Source organism: Bradyrhizobium sp. ORS 285, from assembly GCF_900176205.1.
GTDB lineage: Bacteria > Pseudomonadota > Alphaproteobacteria > Rhizobiales > Xanthobacteraceae > Bradyrhizobium.
Genome location: NZ_LT859959.1, coordinates 5,398,271 through 5,420,520 on the forward strand (window position 1 = coordinate 5,398,271; position 22,250 = coordinate 5,420,520).

19 protein-coding genes are annotated in these 22,250 nt (G+C 65.4%); 8 read left to right on the forward strand and 11 right to left on the reverse strand.

All coding sequences use genetic code 11. The features are described from left to right. Window positions 1-51 precede the first annotated feature (51 nt). Complete coding sequence (locus BRAD285_RS24230) at window positions 52-1,383, reverse strand: MFS transporter (protein WP_006612512.1); 1,332 nt, start codon at window positions 1,381-1,383, stop codon at window positions 52-54. A 129-nt stretch (window positions 1,384-1,512) separates the two neighbouring features. On the opposite strand from BRAD285_RS24230, the gene BRAD285_RS24235 reads away from it, so the two are divergent. Beyond that, window positions 1,513-1,947 carry a DUF2809 domain-containing protein gene (locus tag BRAD285_RS24235; protein ID WP_006612511.1) on the forward strand — a complete coding sequence of 145 codons (435 nt, stop codon included), beginning with the start codon at window positions 1,513-1,515 and terminating at the stop codon, window positions 1,945-1,947. Window positions 1,948-2,228: 281 nt separating this feature from the next. Here the strand turns inward: BRAD285_RS24235 and BRAD285_RS24240 are convergent, their stop codons facing one another. From BRAD285_RS24240 to BRAD285_RS24255, 4 genes are all read right to left on the reverse strand, one after another. Continuing rightward, the gene (locus BRAD285_RS24240; RefSeq protein WP_006612510.1) at window positions 2,229-3,191 is read right to left on the reverse strand and encodes an alpha/beta fold hydrolase; all 963 of its coding nucleotides are present in this window, start codon (window positions 3,189-3,191) and stop codon (window positions 2,229-2,231) included. A gap of 50 nt (window positions 3,192-3,241) precedes the next feature. Then, a complete protein-coding gene (locus BRAD285_RS24245) occupies window positions 3,242-3,799 on the reverse strand; it encodes a TetR/AcrR family transcriptional regulator (RefSeq protein ID WP_006612509.1) in 558 nt (185 codons plus the stop codon). Window positions 3,800-3,924: 125 nt separating this feature from the next. After that, a complete protein-coding gene (locus BRAD285_RS24250) occupies window positions 3,925-5,091 on the reverse strand; it encodes a winged helix-turn-helix domain-containing protein (RefSeq protein WP_050886875.1) in 1,167 nt (388 codons plus the stop codon). A 74-nt stretch (window positions 5,092-5,165) separates the two neighbouring features. Further along, window positions 5,166-5,396 carry a hypothetical protein gene (locus BRAD285_RS24255; protein ID WP_006612507.1) on the reverse strand — a complete coding sequence of 77 codons (231 nt, stop codon included), beginning with the start codon at window positions 5,394-5,396 and terminating at the stop codon, window positions 5,166-5,168. 379 nt (window positions 5,397-5,775) lie between these two features. Here BRAD285_RS24255 and BRAD285_RS24260 point away from each other — a divergent pair, with 379 nt between their 5' ends. Next, window positions 5,776-6,432 carry an OmpA family protein gene (locus BRAD285_RS24260; RefSeq protein ID WP_006612506.1) on the forward strand — a complete coding sequence of 219 codons (657 nt, stop codon included), beginning with the start codon at window positions 5,776-5,778 and terminating at the stop codon, window positions 6,430-6,432. A gap of 3 nt (window positions 6,433-6,435) precedes the next feature. Here the strand turns inward: BRAD285_RS24260 and BRAD285_RS24265 are convergent, their stop codons facing one another. Both BRAD285_RS24265 and BRAD285_RS24270 read right to left on the reverse strand, forming a co-directional pair. Continuing rightward, a complete protein-coding gene (locus BRAD285_RS24265; RefSeq protein ID WP_006612505.1) occupies window positions 6,436-8,034 on the reverse strand; it encodes a response regulator in 1,599 nt (532 codons plus the stop codon). A gap of 108 nt (window positions 8,035-8,142) precedes the next feature. Next, on the reverse strand, window positions 8,143-9,477 hold the full coding sequence (locus BRAD285_RS24270) for a phospholipid carrier-dependent glycosyltransferase (RefSeq protein WP_006612504.1): 1,335 nt from the start codon (window positions 9,475-9,477) through the stop codon (window positions 8,143-8,145). A gap of 332 nt (window positions 9,478-9,809) precedes the next feature. Between BRAD285_RS24270 and BRAD285_RS24275 the strand changes: the two genes are divergently transcribed. The 3 genes from BRAD285_RS24275 (at window position 9,810) to zigA (ending at window position 14,444) form a co-directional block, all read left to right on the forward strand. After that, window positions 9,810-11,246 carry an MATE family efflux transporter gene (locus tag BRAD285_RS24275; RefSeq protein ID WP_006612503.1) on the forward strand — a complete coding sequence of 479 codons (1,437 nt, stop codon included), beginning with the start codon at window positions 9,810-9,812 and terminating at the stop codon, window positions 11,244-11,246. A 250-nt stretch (window positions 11,247-11,496) separates the two neighbouring features. After that, on the forward strand, window positions 11,497-12,723 hold the full coding sequence (locus tag BRAD285_RS24280) for a pilus assembly protein TadG-related protein (protein WP_006612502.1): 1,227 nt from the start codon (window positions 11,497-11,499) through the stop codon (window positions 12,721-12,723). A 515-nt stretch (window positions 12,724-13,238) separates the two neighbouring features. Next, window positions 13,239-14,444 (forward strand): zinc metallochaperone GTPase ZigA, encoded by a 1,206-nt coding sequence (zigA, locus tag BRAD285_RS24285; RefSeq protein ID WP_006614898.1) that lies wholly within the window; start codon window positions 13,239-13,241, stop codon window positions 14,442-14,444. Window positions 14,445-14,688: 244 nt separating this feature from the next. Here the strand turns inward: zigA and BRAD285_RS24290 are convergent, their stop codons facing one another. Continuing rightward, window positions 14,689-15,225: a cupin domain-containing protein gene (locus BRAD285_RS24290; protein ID WP_006614897.1), complete on the reverse strand. Its 537-nt coding sequence runs from the start codon at window positions 15,223-15,225 to the stop codon at window positions 14,689-14,691. A 145-nt stretch (window positions 15,226-15,370) separates the two neighbouring features. On the opposite strand from BRAD285_RS24290, the gene BRAD285_RS24295 reads away from it, so the two are divergent. Continuing rightward, complete coding sequence (locus tag BRAD285_RS24295) at window positions 15,371-15,586, forward strand: CsbD family protein (protein WP_006614896.1); 216 nt, start codon at window positions 15,371-15,373, stop codon at window positions 15,584-15,586. A 447-nt stretch (window positions 15,587-16,033) separates the two neighbouring features. Here the strand turns inward: BRAD285_RS24295 and BRAD285_RS24300 are convergent, their stop codons facing one another. Beyond that, complete coding sequence (locus BRAD285_RS24300) at window positions 16,034-16,501, reverse strand: FKBP-type peptidyl-prolyl cis-trans isomerase (RefSeq protein ID WP_244422372.1); 468 nt, start codon at window positions 16,499-16,501, stop codon at window positions 16,034-16,036. A gap of 1,055 nt (window positions 16,502-17,556) precedes the next feature. Continuing rightward, the gene (ggt, locus tag BRAD285_RS24310) at window positions 17,557-19,143 is read right to left on the reverse strand and encodes a gamma-glutamyltransferase (RefSeq protein WP_035647267.1); all 1,587 of its coding nucleotides are present in this window, start codon (window positions 19,141-19,143) and stop codon (window positions 17,557-17,559) included. A gap of 132 nt (window positions 19,144-19,275) precedes the next feature. Here ggt and BRAD285_RS24315 point away from each other — a divergent pair, with 132 nt between their 5' ends. Next, window positions 19,276-20,055: a rhodanese-related sulfurtransferase gene (locus BRAD285_RS24315; protein ID WP_006613186.1), complete on the forward strand. Its 780-nt coding sequence runs from the start codon at window positions 19,276-19,278 to the stop codon at window positions 20,053-20,055. Beyond that, entirely contained in the window at window positions 20,042-20,269 is a 228-nt protein-coding gene (locus tag BRAD285_RS24320; RefSeq protein WP_006613187.1) for a SlyX family protein, read from the forward strand. The genes BRAD285_RS24315 and BRAD285_RS24320 overlap by 14 nt, the downstream gene beginning before the upstream one ends. A gap of 13 nt (window positions 20,270-20,282) precedes the next feature. On the opposite strand, the gene BRAD285_RS24325 is transcribed toward BRAD285_RS24320, so the two are convergent. Continuing rightward, complete coding sequence (locus tag BRAD285_RS24325; RefSeq protein ID WP_006613188.1) at window positions 20,283-22,193, reverse strand: diguanylate cyclase; 1,911 nt, start codon at window positions 22,191-22,193, stop codon at window positions 20,283-20,285. Window positions 22,194-22,250 lie beyond the last annotated feature (57 nt).

A 22,250-nucleotide genomic window follows, 5' to 3' on the forward strand; every position in this document is an offset into this window, starting at 1 on the left:
AGTGACGTGTGATCATCAGCCGATTGCGGCCGATGCGCCACAGTTTGAGCGTCATTCCGCCGGCGCCTGGCCGGCGAACTCCACCTTGCTCTCATGGCCGCCGAAGAACACCAGCAGGCCTGCAATGAGCGGCAGTGCCGAGAGCGCGAGCAGGCCATGCGTGGTCGAGCCGGTCGTGTCCTTGATCCAGCCGACCAGATAGGGGCCGCCGAAGCCGGCGAGATTGCCGATCGAGTTGATCAGCGCGATCGCGCCTGCCGCGGCCGTGCCGGACAACCATGCGGTCGGCAAGGTCCAGAACACGCCGAACACGCAGAACACACCGATCGCCGCGAAGGTCAGCGCGACCATGGTCAGCGTGGGATCGCCGATCTGGCTCGATGCCGCCAGCGCCACAGCGATCAGGATCATCGGCGCACCGACATGCACGACGCGCTCGCGCGTCGCATCGGAATGCCGCGCCCACAGGATCATCGCGGCGGTGCCGAACGCATAGGGGATCGCGGTGACGAAGCCGGTCTGCGTGTTGGTGAGGCCGAACGCCTTGACGATCTGCGGCAGCCAGAACTGCATGCCGTAAAGCGCGCCGACGAAGCCGAAATAGATCAGGCTGAGCACGATCACCTTCGGCGACGACAGCGCCTCGCCGAGCGTCATGTGGCCGGCCGCCTGCTTGGCCGCGGTCTCGGCCTCGAGCTTGGCAGCGAGCCAGGCCTTCTGCTCCGCCGTCAGCCAGGTGGCATGCTCCGGCCGGTCGGTCAGATAGAACCAGGTGACGACGCCGAGGATGATCGACGGGATGCCCTCGATGATGAACAGCCACTTCCAGCCCTGCAGGCCCAGGAAGCCGTGCATGCCGAGCAGCAGGCCCGACACCGGCGCGCCGATCACGGTCGAGATCGGCACCGCAACCGCGAACGCAGCGAGGAAGCGCGCGCGATACTGCGCCGGGTACCAATAGGTCAGATACAGGATGATGCCGGGAAAGAAGCCCGCCTCGGCGACGCCGAGCAGGAAGCGCAGGATGTAGAAGCTCCAGGGGCCCGAGACCAGCGCCATCAGCGCCGAGATGATGCCCCAGGTCACCATGATGCGCGCGATCCAGCGGCTGGCGCCAAACCTCTCCAGCGCCAGATTGCTCGGCACCTCGAAAATGAAATAACCGATGAAGAAGATGCCGGCGCCCCAGGCGAACACCAGCGGCGAGAACTTCAGCTCGGCGTTCATCGTCAGCGCGGCGAAGCCGAGATTGACGCGGTCGAGATAGGAGAAGAAATAAGCAAGCACGAGGAACGGAATCAGCCGCCAGGAGATGGCGCGGATCGTCGAACTTTCGATGTCGGAGCGGCCAAGCGCGGCCGAGCTGGTGGCGGACGGACTCATCGGTCTCCTCCCGGGAGCATTGCAGAGTTTGATAGTTGATGGCGGGTGTTGAGCATCGGTGATGGCAAGTCAATCGGAAAACCTGACATCCCACAGCCCATCGGCGCATCGCGGGCGCGCGGCGCGCGCATGACGACCTCACCGCCCGATCCTCCGAGCCGCGCTGACAAGCACCGCCGCTCCACGCGGGCGGTCGTGACGGCGGTGGTCGTGATTGGGCTCGGGCTCACACTGCGCTTCTACGGCCTGGGCCTCGGCCTTCCCGCCTTCCTCGTGAAGTACGGCGGTTCCATCCTCTGGGCGACGATGGTCTACATGCTGCTGGCCGCGCTGCTGCCGCTGATATCGTGGCGGCGGATCGGCGGTCTCGCGCTCGCCGTCGCCGTCATCGTCGAGGCGAGCCGGCTGATCCACACGCCCTGGCTGGACAGTTTCCGCCTGACGCTGACCGGCGCGCTGCTGCTCGGCCGCATCTTCTCGATGTGGAACATCGTCGCCTATGCGATCGGCATTGTCATTGGCATGGCGATTGATCGGAGCGCGCTGCGGGCTCCCTCGAAATAGTAGCACGATCGCATATGCCGAAGCGGAGCCATAGCGGCGCGTGATGCTGTCAATTTGTACTCCGTCATGCCCGGGCTTGTCCCGCCTGCGCGGCCGTAGCCGCTTCGGCGCGGCGAAGGCCCGGGCATCCACGTCGTTCCCAGTATGCCGGACGACGTGGATGGCCGGACAAGCCCGGCCATGACGACGTGGAGATAGACGAGCGCAAAACCGCCATCCAAATGCGATAGCCCTGCACAGCACAGGCTACCCTGAGGCGAGACGCGATCTCGGCTGAGACCCTAGTTAGACCCGGCACCCGCACGGCTGAAAAAGCCCATCAGCTCCTCGGCCACAACGGCCGGCTGCTCCTCCGGAATGTAGTGGCCGCACGAGGCGATGGTGAGGCCCTCGACGTGATCGGCGACCTCCCTGAGCGGGGCGGCCATGTCGACGATCGATCCCTGGTCGGCACCGACAGCCAACACCGGCGGCTTCAGCTTGCCCCGAGCCTTCAGCTCGCGGTTCTGACGCGCGGACAACTCGGCAGCCCGGTAGTAAGCGAGCCCGGCGCGCAAGCCGCCGGCCTTGGTCAGCACGCGGGCATATTCGTCGAGGTCGCTGTCCGAGAACACCTCGGGATTGGCGCCCTTGCGGCGCAGGAACCAGGCGAGATAGTCGCGTTCGCGGCCCTGGATCAGCATCTCCGGCAGATCCGCAACGACGTGAAACGCGAAGTGCCAGGTGCGCCACGCGCGGTCCGGCGCGTACGGCAGCGCCTCGGGCAAGGTGACGCCGGGAATGCCGGCATCGAGCAGCGCCAGGCTTTGTACGGCATCTCCGAACAGGGCCGCATAGGGATAGGCCACCCACGCGCCGATGTCGTGACCCACGAGATGATGGCTGGTGACGCCGAGTTGGCGCAGCAGGCGATGCACAAACGTGGCGAGCGTCCGGGTGTCATAGCCATCGGCCGGGCGGTCCGAGTCACCCTGCCCCGGGAAATCGACCGCAATGACGCGATGACGCGCACCCAGCAACGGCATGACCTTGCGCCAGGCAAACCAGCTCTGGGGGAAGCCGGCGAGCAGCACCACGACCTCGCCCTCCGGCCGGCCACCGCTGACATAATGCAGCCTGAGGCCATCGACGGTCTCGAAGCGATGGGTGAAGCCCGGCAACGATGCCTCGACGCGAGCGAACGGCTCCGCGGCGACCACCCGCGACGGGTGTTGGGCCGGGATGGCGTTCATCAATTCCGACATGGATGACTCTCCTATATTATAGAACGACTGTTTCCTATTCTGGCACGACATCACGCGAACAGCGCCGAAGCCTGTTTTGCAACTGTCATCATCTCGCTCTTGGTGCGTCCCGTCTTGCCGACGACCCGCAAGCCTTGGATGACGCAGAAGAGAGCCCCGGCCGCGACCTCCGCATCGAGATCCGGCCGGATCGATCCATCGGCCTGACCGAGCCTGATCAGATCGCGCAGCAGCGTCTCGACGCGGCGGAGCGAGTTGCGGACCTTGGCTGCGGCTTCCGTATCCAAGATGGCGAGCTCGGTCGCGCTGGTGACGACCAGGCAGCCGCGCCGGCCTTCGCTGTCGCTGGCGGATTCGGCGTAGAACTGCAGCAAGGCCTCCAGCTTGTCGCGGCCGCTGTGCTTGGCATCGAGGCGCTCACGCAGCTGCCGGTCACGGCGCGCGATGTAATAGTCCAGCGTCGCCAGAAAGATCGCGTTCTTGTCCGCAAAGGCCTTGTAGAGGCTGCCGGTGGCGAGCTTCATCGCGGCGCGCAGTTCGGCCAGCGAGGCACCGTGGTAGCCGCGCTCGCTGAAGACCACGAGCGCCTTGCTCAGCGCTGTCTCCATATCGAACTCGCGCGGTCGGCCCGGTCCGCGGCGCTCAGCTGACTTCGGTTGCGGCTTGGTCATGCCTCCTTTTAGGAAACATTTGTTTCCAAATCAAGCGGGCTGACCGCCCGCTTGGCCGACGGTCAGTCCCCCAGTTGAAACCGTTGGAACCGGTGCAGCTCGTCCTCGATGGTCCGCTTCAGCGCCTTGCGCTGGTCGCCGCGCGCCGCCTTGCCGTGACCGACCCAGCTCCATTTCTGCATCAGCAGCTTGCCGTTCTGCCGATCGGTCTTCAGGTCGAGCGCGGCGACAATCTCGTCGCCGACCAGCACCGGCAGTGCGAAATAGCCGAACAGCCGCTTGTCCTTCGGGACATAGGCCTCGAAGCGATGGCCGTAGTCCAAGATCGCCTGCGTCCGCTTGCGCTGGATGATCAGCGGATCGAACGGCGACAGGATGTGCACGCGCGCAGGATCGATCGCGATCATTTCCCCCAGCGCGGCCGGCGTCGCCCAGTGTTCCTGCTTGCCTGCGCCCTCGAGCGCGACCGGCACCAGCTCGCCACGCCGCACGCGGGCTTCGATCACCTTGCGGACATCGGCCTTGCGCGGCGCATTGAGATGGCACAGCGAGTCCAAGCTGACGACACCCTGCGAACGCAGGCCGCGGTCGAGTAGATAGGCCGCGATCTCGCGCTCAGTGGCGCCCTTGGGCAGCCGATCCCAGCCGAAATGCCGCGTCGTGAGGTCGTAGGTCTTGAGCATGCCGTCGCGGCCGGCGACCGTCAGCAGCCCCTCATAAAAGCCGAGCTGCAGCGCGCGCTTGGACGGCTTGCGGCTCGCCCAGGCGTGATCCTTCTCGCGCAGCTCGTCATCGTCGATGTCGCGGATCGTGAGCGCGCCGCCTTGGCGGATCAACCGCATCACCTTGCGCGAATCCTCCGGTTTCACCGTCTGCATCCAGCGGTGGCCCTCGCGACGATAGCGGCGCATCGCCGGCACGAAATAGCGGAAGTCCTGCACGGGAACGTAGGACAGCGCATGCGTCCAATATTCGAAGACCGTCTTGTCCGCGCTCTGCGCCTGCCTGAGATCGGATCGGCGATAATCCGGAATGCGGCTGAACAGGATGTGGTGGTGGCAGCGCTCGATGACGTTGATCGTGTCGATCTGCACATAGCCGAGATGGGCAATGGCGGCGGCCACCGCCTCGGGGCCGGCGCCGAACGGCGCCTCCTCGTCGAGGCGCTGGGCACGCAGCCACAGGCGTCGAGCTGCGGTCTTGGACAATGGGGTGGGAACGGCGGGCATGACGGCACGATCGTGCGAGATTCGCCCAGCCTCCCGCAACGGCAATTGCTGGGGTCGCGAGCCCGGCGCGGAACCTATGGCTTCGCCTTCTCCGGGATGCTGCCGGTGGCGATCTCCGACTTGCAGCTGGCGCGGCCGGGATCTGGCGCACGGCACTTGTAGACGCGGCCGGTCAGCCGGTCGATCAGCCACGCGGTGTCCTCCGACGGACTTTCCAGACCGACATAGCGATTGCCGACGGCGCCGATCAACGTTGACAGCAGGATGGACGCCCCGATGATTCCCGCCCCGATCAGGGTCGACATGGAACCGGTGGAGCCCGATGGATCCTGACTGCCCGTCCGGTGAGATGGGTAGTCGCGCCTGGGTGATGAGTTGAACAATGCAGCACTTTTCTGTTGGCGTTTCTTGACTTCAATCGCTTGTTGCCCGCCTCGCTTCCCTCTGGTTTGCGATTTTTTTCTGGCCAGGGATATCCGGTAGAACCGCATCTGGCCGATTTGTTGTTCGCAGACCGGCCAAGCGCCGAGCGCTTTGCGTCGGGCTTGCAGCAGCTCGCCTCTCCCCGCCGGCCGCGCGAAAGCCGCGGGAGCGAGTGACTCCCGTCACATTCGAAAGCTTTGAACCGGTTCTATCGTCGCCGCATCCAATGGCCATGAGCCAGGACGACCGAGGATGACGACGATGACCCCATACTTTGAACGTTTTGCAGTCCGCGCGGCGGCACTGACCGCCATCCTGACGATCAGCACGGGCGCAGCCTTTGCCGGCGAGGCCGTGTCGGCCGATCAGATCCTGAACGCGCTGAAGCCGAAATCGGTCACGCGCGGGCTGTCGGTCGGAACACAGCCGACGCCGCAGGTCGATGCGGCGGCGCAGGCCAGGCAGGCGGCGCTGCTGGACAGCGTGCGCAACCGCAAGACGCGCTCGCTGTCGCTCGGCGAGCGCGAGCAGATCGCCGAGCTCGCCGCGACCAAGCCGAAGATCGATCTCGAGATCCAGTTCGATTACAACTCCGCGGAGATCAGCAAGAGCTCGATGCCGGCGGTGCAGGAACTCGGCAAGGCGCTGTCCGATCCGAACCTGAAGGGTTCGACGTTCGTGGTCGCCGGCCACACCGACGGCATCGGCGGTGACAGCTTCAACCAGGATCTGTCCGAGCGACGCGCCGACACCATCAAGCGCTATCTGGTCGAGAAGTTCGGCCTCACCGGCCAGGACCTCGTCGCCGTCGGCTATGGCAAGACCAAGCTGAAGGATGCCGCCAACCCGGCCGATCCGCTCAACCGGCGCGTCCAGGTCGTCAACATGGACACCAAGACCGCCGCGGCCGCGAAGTAGAAGTCACGGCGCATCCAGCACCTCGCGGATCTTGGTGCTGAGCATGGTCCGGTTGATCGGCTTCTGCAGCAGCGCAACGCCGGGATCCAGCCGTCCCTGATGGACGATGGCGTTGCGCGAATAGCCGGTCATGAACAGCACCTTGAGCGTCGGGCGGGTGACCCGCAGATCATCCGCCAGTTGCCGCCCGTTCATGCCGGGCATGACGATGTCGGTGAGCAGGAGATCGACGTCCAGCGGCTCGCGCGCGAGCAGCGCCAGCGCGGCAGGCCCATCGGCCGCCTCATGCACGACATAGCCGAGTTCGGCCAAGGTCTCGGCGATGTAGCTGCGCACCTCCGGCTCATCCTCGACGACGAGCACGGTCTCGCTGCCGCGGCTGCCGACAACGGCGGCCCGGCTCTCCGGCGCATCGGCCGCCGCGGCATGCGCACGCGGCAGATAGATCTTCACCGTCGTCCCCTCGCCGACCTCGCTATAGATGTTCACGTGGCCGCCGGACTGCTTGACGAAGCCATAGACCTGGCTGAGGCCGAGGCCGGTGCCCTGCCCCGGTTCCTTGGTGGTGAAGAACGGATCGAACGCCTTCTCCACGACCTCGCGCGCCATGCCGACCCCGGTGTCGGTGATCGCGATCAGGACGTATTGGCCGACGTGGACGTCGGCGTGCTGCCGCGCATAGCCCTCGTCGATGAAGCTGTTCGAGGTCTCGATCGTCAGCTTGCCCTGGCCCTGCATTGCGTCCTTGGCGTTGACGACGAGGTTGAGGATCGCAGCCTCCATCTGGCTCGGATCGACCTCGACCTGCCAGAGCCCTGCAGCCTCGACGATCTCGACGCTGATCGTCTCGCCCAGGGTTCTGCGGAAGAAATCGGACATGCCGGCGAGCAGCTTGTTGACGTTGGTCAGCCGGGGATCGAGCGGCTGGCGACGGGCGAAGGCGAGCAACCGCTGCGTCAGGGTCGCGGCGCGCTGCGCGCCATTGGCGGCATGGGAAATGGCTCGCGACAGGCGGTCACGCGCGGCCTCGCCCTGCGCGCGCAGGCTGCGCTCGGCGATCTCGAGATTGCCGCTGATGATGGTCAGCAGATTGTTGAAGTCATGCGCGACGCCGCCGGTGAGCTGGCCGACCGCTTCCATCTTCTGCGCATGACGCAGCATGTCCTCGGCCTCACGCCGCTGCCGGCTTTCGACCACGAGCGCAGCCTCCGCGGCGCGCAACTGCGCCGGCGACGGAATCGCCAGGATCTTCGGCAGCAGCGGCCACAGGATGCCGGCAGTGAGGATCGACGCCACCGCAGTCATCGCCTTGACCAGCCCCTCGATGCCGTAGATCGGAACCCACAGCGTGACGATCGACAGCACATGCGTGACGCCGCAGGCCATGATGAACAGCGCAAACGCCCAGAACAGGAAGCCGAAATCCACGTCCCGCCGCTTGGAGACGAATAAGGTGAGCACGACGGGAATTGAGAAATAGGCCGCCGCGATCACGGCGTCGGAGGCGACATGGAGCCAGATCAGCTCGGGTTCCCACAACAGGCAGATGCCGTGCGGCGACAAGGCTGATGAATCGAGCAGCCGCTGAAACCATCCCAACATCGAATAGCGCCCCTCCCCAACGCTCGTGCAAAGCGTTCGCGAAACTGGCTGCGCGTGATCTGTTCGTCAAGCAACAGACAGGCGGAACCGAAGGGAACTCAGGGGAACTCAGATCCAGCTCTGGAACAGCATCAGTCGCGTGAAGGTGCTCATCGTCGTTCCAATGAACGCCGAGCTGATCGGCAGCATCGCGAGGAATCCTAGCGCGGCAACCGCGACACAGGCCCACAATATTCGGGCTGGCCAGCGCAGCAGCGCATGCACCAGCGCAAGGCTCAGCAGCGTCGCCGACGGCAGGTAGTAATAGAGGAAGCTCAGCGTCCGCGGCAGCATGGCCCAGGGCAGGTAGCAGCCGAGATAGAACGCGAGGATCAGGAACGCCGATGCGCTGCGTGTCGCAACGAAATCCCTGACGCAGAGGACGAGCGCGATCAGCGCCGGCCACAGCACCAGCGGATTGCCGAGCAGCACGATCGCGGCGATGTCGTTGTCGCTGGTCTTGTCGAACAGGAACCAGACCGGGCGGACGAGCAACGGCCAGGTCGGCCACGCGCTCATGTAAGTGTGGCCGGCGATCGCGGTAGTGATGCTGTCGGCAAAGATGCGGCGCTGCGCTTCGAAGATGGCGGTCACCGACAGCCCGTGCAGGGGAATGAAGGTCACGAGGTAAGCCAGCATCGGGATCAGGCCGAGGCAAAGCCCGATATGCAGCCAGCTAAGACCCGGCCATTGCTCCGGCTGATACCAGTCGGTCCGCTCGGCGTCGCCGAACGACGTCTGCCAATGCTGCAGCAGCTTGATCACGCCGACGATCATCAGCGCCGTCAGCAACGGAAACAGCCCGCTCCATTTGCACGCAATAGCCAGGCCGAACAGCGCACCGGCCAGCGCGAACAGCAATTGCGGCCGCCGCTGCCGGTAGGCGAACAGGAACACCGCGATGCCGAGCAGGCTGAAGGCGAGCGCGCCGATGTCGAGCATCGCGGTGCGCGCCTGCACGAACAACATCTGATTGAAGAAGGCGAGCAGCGCCGCAGCGATCGCCGCCCCCTGCGCTGCAAACAGCGCGAGCCCGCACAGATAGATCGCCGCCACAGCCAGCCCGCCGAGCACGGTACCCGGATATCGCCAGGCGAAGGAGTTATCGCCGAACGTCCTGATCGACAGCGCGATCAGCTCCTTGGCGAGCGGTGGATGCATCGGATTGAGCTGCGGGCTCGCCGGCGCCAGCCCGATCATCTGCCGCGCCGCCGGCACGTAATGCACCTCGTCGAAGACGAATTTCGGCGGCGACGCCAGCCCAACCATCAGCAACACATGCGCAATCGCAAAGATCAGCAGGGTCGTCAGCACGCAACGGCGCACCGACAGGGCGCCATCCTGCGCGGCATCGCCGGCGTTGTCGTCGTCGTCCCCGCGCGCCGCAGATAGCTTGGTGGCCATGTGATTGAACTGCTGATGATGTCGCCCCACTAAACATCGTCGACGCATCGAGGCAAGCTCCGATACGGCCGCCTCTAAAATCCCCCCGCTCGCGACCATCGACTGGAAACGGACGCAGCGCGATCTGTTCGTCAACGGCACGCTCGGCACGCAGCCGGTCGGCACCGGCATCCATGGCCGCGTCGGGCTGAGCATCCATCATCAGGCCAAGCCCGCTCAAGAAATCATGATGGCTCTGCGCCGGCGTCGCCTTGACCGGCGCCCGTTCGCGCCTCTATTGAATGATAACCGTCATTCAAAGCGGCGAGATCGCGAGCGCGCGCGGAGGCACAATGGACGTTTCGACCGAGGCTACCCGCGTCGCGCCTGCCGCTCCGCCTGCCCCGCCACCTCCGCCACCGGACCCGTCCCGCGCCAAGGCCGCGGCCACGCGCGCGGCGCTGCTGTCCGGCCCGATCCTGCCCACCCTGGTCCGGCTGGCGCTGCCGACCATGTCGGTGCTGGTGGCGCAGACGGCGGTCAACGTCGCCGAGGCCTATTATGTCGGCCTGCTCGGCACCGATGCGCTGGCCGGCGCCGCGTTGGTGTTCCCGATTTTCATGCTGATGACGATGATGTCGAATGGCGGCATCGGCAGCGGCGTCTCCTCGGCGGTCGCGCGCGCCATCGGCGCCGGTCGCAACGCCGATGCCGACGCGGTGGCCTTCCATGCCATCGTGCTCGCGGTCATCGCAGGCGGCCTGTTCACGCTGGCGACCGCATTGTTCGGCCCGGCGCTGTATCACGCGCTCGGCGGCCGGGCCGGCGCGCTGGAGGCGGGCTTGCGCTATTCCAACTACCTGTTCGCCGGCGCGATTCCGGTCTGGATCGTCAACCTGCAGGCGGCGGCGCTGCGCGGCGCGGGGAACGTGCGGGTGCCCGCGCTGGTCACGCTGATCGGCGCGGTCCTGATGATCCCGGCCTCGCCGCTCCTTATCTTCGGCCTCGGGCCGCTGCCGGGCCTCGGCATCGCCGGCGCCGGCATCGCCTTCGGCCTGTATTATTGCGGCGCCATGCTGGTGCTCGTCCGCTATATGGCCTCGGGCCGCTCCACCCTCCATGTCCGCGTCGCGCCGCTGCAGCTCAGGCTGTTCGCCGATATCCTCAAGGTCGGCCTGCCGACCGCGCTCAATGCCGTCCTGGTCAATCTCACCGTGATCCTGGTGACGGCGCTGGCCGGCCGCTTCGGCACCTCGGAGCTCGCCGCCTACGGCATCGCCTCGCGGCTCGACTACATCATGATCCCGATTCTCTTCGGCCTGTGCACCGCCACCCTGACGATGGTCGGCATCAACATCGGCGCCGGCCAGGGCGCGCGCGCCCGCCGCATCGCCTGGATCAGCGCATCGACGGGCGCCCTGCTGGTCGGGACCATCGGCATGATCGTGGCGCTGCATCCGCCGCTCTGGCTCACTTTGTTCAGCGGGGATGCCGACGTGCTGCGCGAAGGCGCGATCTATCTCCGCACGGTTGCCCCGGCCTATGCCGCGCTCGGCTTCGGCTTCGTCCTTGCCTTTGCCGGCCAGGGCGCCGGCCACGTGCTGTGGCCGTTCATCGGCTCGATCCTGCGCATCCTGATCGCCGCGGGCGGCGGCTATGTTGCCATCGTTGTGCTCGGCGGGGGCATGAGCTCGCTTGCCTCCATGGTTGCAGTGTCGCTGGTTGTGTACGCGCTGGTGTGCAGCCTGGTCCTGCCGGCGAGCCGGATCTGGCGCGCATCGCCGCGGTGAGACCACGCGAACCCCGCGACATCACAACTAACAATCGCCCGGCGACACCTGCCAATAAAGGCAATTTTCCCCGCTACTACCTGTGGGCGGTGCGAACGGCCGGCTCTCGGCGATGCCGGGAACAGACTAATAACCTTGCATGGCCCGGCTCCTCGATCCCGGTTCCTTTGTGGAACCGGATTCAGCCTGCAGTAAGGTCTCGCCGTCACTTCCTGTTGCCGGACCAGCACACATTCAGGAAGCGCCGCACATGACCACCTCGATCTCGTCCGCAGCTCTTCGCCGACTCTTCTTCCGCTTCCGGCGCGCCAGCGACGGCCAGATCAGCATGATCTTCGCCATCGCCATCATCCCGGTCATCATCTCGATCGGCGCTGCCGTCGATTTCGGCAAGACCGGCAATACCAAGGCCAAGTTGCAGAAGGCCGTCGATGCGGCCGTGCTGGCCGGCGTGATCCAGCCGAGCGCGCAGCAGGTCACGACGGCGAACGCGGTGTTCAAGAGCGATTTCTCCGGCCGCTTCGGCACATCGACCTCGGCCACCTTCACCGCGAACCAGGATGGCACGCTCACGGGCACCGCGACGACGACGGTGATGACGTCGTTCCTCAACGTGATGGGCACCTCGTCGCTCGGCGTGACCGCCTCCGCGACGGCCAAGGCCGGCGCCCAGAGCAAGACGCCGGTCTGCATCCTGCTCGTCAGCACGCTGAACTCGCAATCGCTGCTGGTCAATTCCGGCGCCCAGCTCAATGCGCCCGCTTGCGAGGTGCATGTGCTGTCGACGCAGAGTCCGGCGGCGATGTTCAACGCCACGCTGAACGTCAAGCGCATCTGCCTCAAAGGCACCACCGTCACCAAGAACGGCGGCGTCACCCCGCCGGTCGAGACCGGCTGCGCGGCGATCAGCGATCCGTTCGCCGGCAAGCTGCCCGCGGTGACGGTGGGGTCGTGCACGACCAACAACAAGGTCTACGATCCCGGCTCGGTCACGCTGAGCCCGGGCGTCTATTGCGGCTCGACCAATTTCAACGGCTCGGGCACGCTGACGCTCAATCCCGGCCTCTACATCATCAAGGGGACGATGACCTTCAACTCGGGCTGGACGGTCACAGGCAACGGCGTCACCTTCTATCTCGTCGACCAGAACGCCACCTTGACCTTCAACGGCAACGTCAACGCCACGCTGTCCGCGCCGACCACCGGCACCTACGCCAACATCCTGATATACGAGCCGGGCGGCCTGTCGGCGACGAACCTGCCGATCAACGGCACCAGCAGCTCGTCCTACACCGGCCTGATGTATCTGCCGAGCCGCAACGTCACCATCAACTCGGTCTCGACCATGAGCAGCAACAGCGTCACCATGGTGTTCAACACGCTGATCCTGAACCAGACCAATTGGAGCATCGCGCCCGGGGCGCTCGGAATGTCGGTGTCGAACGGCCCGGCGGGCACGGCGTATCTGGCAAAGTAGTTGCCCATCGATACGGGTAGACGATTGGCGTCCTGCGCAATGAGAGCCGAGCTATCACCACGGCGGCGCTGCGCTCCCTCTCCCCGTTCTTCACGGGGAGAGGGCTGGGGTGAGGGGCAGCGGAACGGGTGGTACAGATTCGAGGCACGTCATTCCGCACGTATTATGAGAAGAGGATCTTCGTGATCGTACGCCTCGATGAGCAGAGACTGTTCTAACAACTAAGTCTGCCCGCGCGGCTTGCCCCTCACCCCGACCCTCTCCCCGTAAGAACGGGGAGAGGGAGTGCAGCGGCGCTTCGGATCAACCCCTGTCACCAGAACAGCCGCCGAGGCCCGCCTCGCGCGCCCTTCCACCGCGCTCTCCCCATCCGCCCCACTCACGCCTTCGTCACCCCTGCCTCCCCTTGACACCCCCAGCCATTTCAGCTGATGTTACGTTATAACATCACAAACGAGGCCGCATGGCTGTCCGCCGGCACCGTCCGCTCCCGTTGAAGAGGCTGTTCGATCTCGATGCGCAAACTCCCCGTCACGGTCTTGTCCGGCTTCCTCGGGGCTGGGAAGACCACTTTGCTCAACCACATCCTGAACAACCGCCAGAATCTGAAGGTGGCGGTGATCGTGAACGACATGAGCGAGGTGAACATCGATGCGGATCTGGTTCGCGATGGCGGTGCCAATCTTTCGCGGACGGATGAGCAGCTGATCGAGATGACCAATGGCTGCATCTGCTGCACCTTGCGCGATGATCTTCTGAAGGAGGTCCGTGCCCTCGCCGAGAGCGGCCGCTTCGACTATCTGGTGATCGAGTCCACCGGGATTTCCGAGCCGCTGCCGGTCGCCGCGACCTTCGACTTCCGCGACGAGCACGGCATGAGCCTGTCTGACGTCGCTGAGCTCGACACGATGGTGACCGTCGTCGACGCGGTGAACCTGCTCAAGGACTACGGCTCCTCCGACTTCCTGGCCCAGCGCGGCGAAGCGCTGGACGGCGACGAGCGTGCGCTGGTCGATCTTCTGGTCGAGCAGATCGAATTCGCCGACGTGATCGTGCTGAACAAGATCGACGACGCCAGCGCCGAGCAGCGCGACGTGGCGCGCAAGATCATCCGCTCGCTCAATCCCGACGCCGATGTCGTCGAGGCGAGCCACAGCCGCGTGCCGCTCGAACGCGTGCTCGCGACCGGGCGGTTCGACTTCGCGCGCGCCCAGCAGCACCCGGCGTGGTACAATGAGCTTTACGGCTTCGCCGACCATGCGCCGGAGACCGAGACTTATGGCGTGACCAGCTTCGTCTATCGCGCCCGCCGGCCCTTCATTCCGACGCGCTTCAACCAGTTTCTGCGCGAGCCATGGCCGGGCGTGATCCGCGCCAAGGGTCATTTCTGGCTGGCGACGCGGCCGCAATGGCTCGGCGAGATCAGCCAGGCCGGCGCCATCGTGCGCACCAGCGCGCTCGGCTTCTGGTGGGCCTCCGTGCCGCAGAAGCTATGGCCGGAGGATCCGGCCTGGCGCGCGCGCATGCTGCAGCGCTGGGACGAGGTCTATGGCGACCGCCGCCAGGAGATCGTGTTCATCGGCAGCAACATGGACGAAGGCGGCTTGAGCGCGCGGCTCGACGCCTGCCTGCTGCCCGGCAAGCCCGCGATGGATGTCGCGGCGTGGGCGCGGCTGTCGGACCCGTTTCCGGTGTGGCGGCGCGCCGACGAGGCGGCCTGATCAGCCAAGATCGAGCCGCTCCTGCGAGATGAGCACCAGCGAGACACGCGCGACAGTCGCCCCTGATCCGCGCGTGAGGGAGCGGTACAGCCGCTCCCGATGTGGCGGAGCCATCGCGAGATGGCTCCGCCATTTTCGTTGAGCATGATCCGGAAAAGTGCGCAGCGGTTTTCCGAAAAGATCATGCGCAAACAACAACCTGAAGCGCGAGACGATTCATCTTGATCTCATCGCGCTTGAGTCGTCAGGATTTGGACTCGGCGTGATCGCGGTGCACCGGGTCGACCCACAACACTGTCTCCGGCTTCTCCACCGGCTCGATGTCGATGTTGATCGCCACGGCCTCGCCGTCGCTGCGCACCAGCACGCATTCCAGCACCTCGTCGGGGCTGGCATTGATCTCCTGATGCGGCACATAAGGCGGCACGAAGATGAAGTCGCCGGGACCAGCCTCGGCGGTGAATTGCAACTGATCGCCCCAGCGCATCCGCGCTCTTCCCTTCACCACGTAGATCACGCTTTCGAGATGGCCGTGATGATGCGCCCCGGTCTTGGCGTCCGGCTTGATCGTGACGGTGCCTGCCCACAGCTTCTGCGCACCGACGCGCGCGAAATTGATCGCGGCCTTGCGGTCCATGCCCGGTGTCGACGGCACGTTGCCGTCGAGCTGATTACCGGGGATGACGCGGACGCCGTCGTGCTTCCAGCGCTCGTCGCCGTGATCGTGAGCATGATCATGAGAATGAGAATGGTCGTGCGCGTGGTCGTGAGATCCTGACATTTTTCTTCTTCTCGGATTCGTGATGTTCAATAGGAACCGAAGCATCCTAGTCGAAATGCCGCAGCCGCGCCATTCCGGTTCCCCAGAACCTTTTCGCAGCGCCCGCGTTGATCCCGCGCAGTTCACAGACAGAAGGAGAGAGACAATGGGTTCGACCATGGACAAGATCAAAGGCGCGACCAACGAGGCCGTCGGCAAGGCCAAGCAGGGCATCGGCGAAGCGACCGGCAACGACCGTCTGCAGGGCGAAGGCGCCGTGCAGGAAGTGAAGGGCAAGGGCCAGCAGGCGCTCGGCGATGCCAAGCAGGCCACCAAGGACGCGGTGAACACCGCCGCCGGTGCCGCGAACAAGAACCTCTGAGCGAGGTGAGCCGCCGGCGCGTTGATTGATACAGCGTAGCTGATCGCGGCTATTGAGATCACAAAGCCGGCTCCTCACGGGGCCGGCTTTGTCGCGTTGTTAGTTGATTGTGATTCGTAGGGTGGGCAAAGGCGCGCCCTCACCGCGCATGTCATACTGCGCTCCAGCGCGCGCCGTGCCCACCATTCCCCCCGTCTGCGCCGCGATACCACTCCCTGATACAGCGCCCTCTCCCCTTGTGGGAGAGGGCATGTACGGCCCATCCAAGCACGCGGTTGGGTGAGGGGTTTCTCTCCGCGAGCAACACTCGCTGAAAGAGACCCCTCACCCGACCGAGCTTGCTGCACTTTCCTACATGCCCTCTCCCACAAGGGGAGAGGGCACAGTCATGGGCACCGCGCTATCTGCTCATCATTGGCTAATAAGCACGAGGCGCAAGGCACGCCTTTACTTCACACCCAGCAATTCCACATCGAACATCAACGTCGCGTTCGGCGGGATCACGCCGCCGGCGCCGCGAGCGCCGTAGCCGAGCTCGGGCGGGATGATCAGGGTGCGCTTGCCGCCGACCTTCATGGTGGCGACGCCCTCGTCCCAGCCGGCGATGACGCGCTTCATGCCGATCGGGAATTCGAACGGCTCGTTGCGGTCGACCGAGGAGTCGAATTTCTTGCCCTTCTGGCCGTTCTCATACAGCCAGCCGGTGTAGTGCATGACGCAGGTCTGGCCGCGGGTCGGTGTCGCGCCGGTGCCTTCCTTGGTGTCGATGATCTGCAGTCCGGAGGGAGTGGTCATGGTCTTTCCTGTCGGTTGGGAACTGGTCTGCGCCGAGGCTCGCTGTGAGCCCAGCCAAGCGCCGGCCGCGGCTGACACCGCCGCCATCAGCGCAACTCGTCTCGTCATCGGACGCCGCATCTGTCCAGACTGCCTCTGCTTGGGTTACGGGAGCCGGGGTTTAGCGCAAGGCGCCGCGGCTGACCAGTCCGCGCCGGAGCAAGCCCGGCCTCGCCGACCATTTCGAAAAATAAAATGTTCTTGCGCTTTATCAGAAATCATGGTTGTATGCGCGCATCCCGCCTCAAGCAGAAGGGGCGTTGCGCGCGATCGTCACGACACGCGAGGCGGGGATGCGGTGGCCGCGAGAGATCGCAGCGTCCCTCGGCAACGAGGGCGCGGACGAACGATTGATCGCGGACGTGAAGTCGCAGCGTCCTGACACCCCGAAGCTGGTGTCATCCGCGCAATGCGCGTAAGCGCATTGTCGCGAGCGCGACGAGGCTTCGCCTCGCGCGGAGGTGGCCAACAAGCCGGCGCACCAGGGAGACTGCGTATAAGCGTGAAGACCATCGCGCAGGGAATGCCGGCGTGTTTCGGCTTTGCCTGTGGTACCTGCCGCCTGCATTTTTTTAAGCAGGCGGGCCATGGGTGAGGCTGTCACCCGGCATTCCCTGCGCCCTCTGCACTGTTTGCGAGGGACGAACTAGGCGGAGACCTCGGGCGCGATGCGCCGCGAGAACGCGATGCCACGTCCCCAAACTCGTAGTTGTTTGACCCGTGAATTCGCCACCCAAACAGCCGTCGTCCCGGACAAGCCGTGACGCGCGTCAGCGCGGCATGGCGCCGATCCGGGCCCCATACGCCGCAGCAGAGGTGATGGGCACAAAAGCCAACGACCAGCCTGCCTCAAACCGCTGCATGGGGGTATGGGTCCCGGCTCAAGGCCGGGACGGCAGTGGAGTGTGTCGATGCAAGCCACGCCTCAAGACGACAGCGGCGTGCGAGGCTGCCGTAGGGTGGGCAAAGCGGCCGCCCAAAGGGCGGCAGCGTGCCCACCGTCTTTCAGCGAGCTCGGTGAGGCATGGTGGGCACGGCGCGGGAAAGAACAAGCTACAACTGAGACATCGTGGCGCGCCTTTGCCCACCCTACGGGCTGGCGCGAAACGATGAGAGGGACGGAAAGCCCGGATGCCTCAATACCCCAGCGCGCAGCCGTCCTTGCGCGGGTCGGAGCCGCCGGTGAGCGTGCCCTTGTCCCAGTCGATCCAGATCGCCTGGCCGCCGCCGAGCGGCGACACCACCTTGGTGGTCTTGTGGCCGATCTTCTGCAGACCCTCGACGACGTCGGCCGGCACGCCGTCCTCGAGCTGATAGACGCCCTCGTAATGCAGGCCACGCGCCATATCGATCGCTTCCTGCACGTCGCAGCCATAGTCGAGGATGTTGGTCAGCACGCGGGTCTGGCCGACCGGCTGATACTGGCCGCCCATCACGCCGAACGACATCTGCGCGCGACCGGCCTTGGTGGCGAGCGCCGGGATGATGGTGTGCAGCGGACGCTTGCCCGGGCCGATGCAGTTCGGATGGCCGGGCTGGATACGGAATCCGCCGGCGCGGTTCTGCAGCAGCACGCCGGTCTCGTTGGAGACGATCGCCGAGCCGAACGAATGCGCGATCGAGTTGATGAAGGAGCAGACGTTACGGTCACGGTCGACCACCGTGATGTAGACCGTTTCCGGGTTCATCGGCGGCGCGACGTTCGGCAGATCGAGCAGCTTCTCCAGGCTGATCTGCGAGATGTATTCGTCGGCGAACTCCTTGGCGAGGATGCTCGCGACTTCGGTGGTCATGTGCTCGGGATCGCCGATGTGCTGCTCGCGCATCATGTAGGCGATGCGCGCGGCCTCGGCTTCCAGGTGGAAGCGCTCGACGCTGAGCGGATCGATGCGCGTGAGGTCGAAGCGTGAGAGGATGTTCAGCATCACCAGCATGGTGATGCCCGGCCCGTTCGGCGGGCACTGCCAGACGTCGTAGTCCTTGTAGGTGGTGCCGATCGGCGAGGTCACCTCGGTCTGGTGGTTGGCGAAATCCTCCAGCGTGTGCAGGCCGCCGATGCCGCGCAAGGTCTGCACCATGTCCTCAGCGACGGCGCCGGTGTAGAAGCCCTTCGGCCCTTCCTTGGCGATGACGCGCAGTGTCTGCGCCAGCTCCGGCTGGCGGATCACGTCGCCGGCGACGGCGGCCTTGCCACGCGGCAAAAAGTAGCGCGCGGTGTTGGTGCCGTTCTTGAGCTTCTCGAACTGATTGTTCCAGTCGAAGGCGACGCGCGGCGCCACCACATAGCCGTCCTCGGCGGCGCGGATCGCCGGTTGCAGCAGGCGGTCGAGGCCGAGCCGGCCATGGTCGTGCAGGATGCGGGCCCAGGCGTCGATCGCACCGGGCACCGAGACGGCGTGAGCCGAGGTCAGCGGCACCGAATGGATCTTGCGCTCGAGATACCAGTCGACGGTGGCCGCGGCCGGCGCCCGGCCGGAGCCGTTATAGGCCATGATCCGCCCCTCGCCCTTGGGCTGGACCAGCGCAAAGCAGTCGCCGCCGATGCCGGTCGATTGCGGCTCGATGACGCCGAGCAGCGCGCAGGCTGCCACCGCCGCGTCGGCCGCGGTACCACCGGCGCGCAGCACCTCAATGCCGGCCAGCGCCGCCTGGGGGTGAGAGGTGGCGATCATTCCGTTCTGGGCGTGGACCGTGGACCTGCCGGGGAAATGGAAGCTTCTCATCGTGGCTCGCTGCGTGATCAGGTGGTGGCTGGAATACCAGTGCTGGCAGGCTACATCGCACATTCTTTCCAGCCTCGGCAATGCCCGGGGATACCAGCTTTTCTATGGTCAGCTCTGCTGGTAAACGGCCGCATGACCCTCGCCGTCGCCGCCTTCTATCAGTTCGTTGCCCTGCCCGATTTTCGCGACCTGCGCGCGCCGCTCCAGGCGTTCTGCGCCACCCGCGGGATCAAGGGCAGCATCCTGCTGGCCGAGGAAGGCATCAACGGCACAGTCGCCGGCACGAACGAGGCGATCGACGCACTGGTCACCGAGTTTGGCCAGGGCGAACTGTTCGCAGGACGTCTCGACAATCTGGAGCTGAAATTCTCGACCGCCACAGCAATGCCGTTCCAGCGCCTCAAGGTCCGGCTGAAGCGGGAGATCGTGACGCTCGGCGACCCCGCCGCCGATCCCACGCGACAGGTCGGGACCTATGTCAGTCCCGCCGATTGGAACGCGCTGATCTCAGCGCCCGATACGCTGGTGCTCGATACCCGCAATGCGTTCGAGGTCGCGATGGGCACGTTCGAAGGCGCCGTCGATCCCCGCCTGCACAGCTTTGGCGAGTTCAAGGACTTTGCCGCCCGGGAGCTCGATCCCGCCAGGCACAAGCGGATCGCGATGTTCTGCACCGGCGGCATCCGATGCGAAAAAGCGAGCGCGCTGCTGCTGGCGCGCGGCTTCGCCGAGGTCTACCACCTCAAGGGGGGCATCCTGAAATATCTCGAGGAGATTCCGGAGGCCGAGAGCCGCTGGCGCGGCGGCTGCTTCGTGTTCGACGAACGCGTCGCGCTCGGCCATGGCCTGCGGCAGCAGCCCGGTGCCGTCGAGCCGGGCAATGTGGAGGGCACGCGCGATGAGCAACTCTGAGCCGTCGAATGAAGACGTCGGGGAGCGGATCGACCGGCTCGAGATGCGGCTGACGTTCCAGGACGACACGATCGAGACGCTGAACCAGACCATCACCGCACAGTGGCGCGAGATCGACGCGTTGAAGCGCCAGATTGCGCGGCTCGTCGAACAGCTGGAGGACGCGCAGGGCAACGCCGAGGGGCCGCGCAATGAGCCGCCGCCGCATTATTGATGGCGCGGCGATCTCAGGCCGGAACGGTCGCCGGCGCCTTGCTGGAGGGCAGATCAATCACCTCGCCCGCCATGACCATCCGGTCACGGCCGCCATCTTTCGCCGCGTAGAGCGCGCGGTCCGCGGCTTCGATCAGCGAGGCCGGACCCGCGGACCGTTCGAAGCCGGGCCGGCAGACCGCCGCACCGATGCTCGCCGTGACGAAGCCCGGCGGATTGTGGTCGTGGACGATCCGAGCGCCGTGCAGCGCCCGCCGGATGCGCTCGCCGAGCCGCGCGCATCCCGTGGCATCGGTGTTCGGCAGCAGGATTGCGAACTCCTCGCCGCCATAGCGGGCGACGAGATCGGAGCTGCGCAGCGCCTCGTCGGCGAGAATGCCGGCCACCGTGTGCAGGCATTCGTCGCCGGCCGGATGGCCGTAGGTGTCGTTGAAGGCCTTGAAGTGGTCGATGTCGATCATCAGCAGCGCCAGCGAGGTCTTTTCGCGATATGCCCTGCCCCACTCCTCCAGCAACCGCTCATCGAACCGGCGGCGGTTGGCGAGGCCGGTGAGACCATCCTCGATCGCAAGCGTCTCCAGCCGGCCCTGCAGCGTCTTCTGCTGGGTGACGTCGCGGGTGACCGCGACGAAGCCGTCGAGCGTGCCGTCGGGCTGACGCGTGGCGCGGATGGTCGCCTCGACCCAGATCTCCGATTTGTCGCGCCGGCGCATGCGGTAGGTCGCGCGCGCCTCGTCGACCATGCCCTTCTTGATCTGGTCGAGCATCTCCTGCAGCTGCGGCCGATCCTGCGGATTGACGCCGGAGAGCGCACGCTTGCCGAGGAGCTGCGACGGATGCCAGCCCAGTACGCGCATCGTCGAAGGCGAGACGTAGCCGATGCATTCGTCCAGCTCGATGCGCGTCACGATGTCGCTGGAGCCTTCGGCGAGCAGCCGGAAGTTTTCTTCCTTGGCGGCCAGCGCCGCGGCCAATTGCTGACGTTGCAGCAGCTGCTTCACGAGGAAGATCCCGATGGCGATCACCAGCGCGACGAGACACATCAACACCGAGATTCGGACGATCGCATCGCGTTTCCACGCGGTGAGGACATCCGCCTCCGTGCGCGTGACCAGGATGAGGAACGGATAGCGCTGGGCATGCTGATAGAATCCGATGCGCTCGGATTTCTCGCCGAAGCGGCGGAACGACAGCGCGCCCGATGCGGGGTGATAGGGAATCGCCTCGACAATTGGACCGCCCAGTTTTTTCGGATCCGGCTCGGAGTTGTCGGCGAGCACCACGCCATCCCGGCTCAACAGACTTATCGAGCCGTGCTGCCCCACATCGAACTGGCGATAGAACTGGGCGAAATAAGCGACGTCGACGGTGGCGAGAACGACTCCGCCGAAGCGGCCGTCGGCATGATTCCAGCGACGGGAGAGCGTGATCACCCACTGGCCGCCGGACTTGCTCTGCACCGGGCGTCCGATCAGCAGCGAGCGATCCGCCGATATGCGGTGGTGAGCGAAGTAGTCGCGATCGGAATTGTTGTAGTTGGTGAGCGTGACGTCCTCGGTGGTCGCAAGCCAGTCGCCATTCTCGTCATAGGCGAAGACGCCGCGGATGCGGCCAAGGCTGGCCTTGCGGGACTTCAGGATGGTTTGCAGGCGAGCGATCGCACCGGGCTTGCCGTCATCGGTCTCCAGGGCCGTGACGACGCCGCGCATCAAGGAATCGGCAAGCTCGAAGGTGTCCTCGACATGCTGGGTGAGGGAGCGCGCGAGATTGCCGAGATCGATCTCGGCATTGCGCATCTCCGAGCTTCGCGAGGCCCACTCGGTCCATCCGCTGAAGGCCAGGATGGCGCCGCAGACGAGCGCAAGCCCTGCTGCCGCCCACACGGGCAAGCGGGTTCGATCGACTGTGGTCGCAATAACGTCCATTCCGCGGAACTCTCCGGACGACCGGAGAGTCCCACGGACGTGTTATTTAACTCTGAA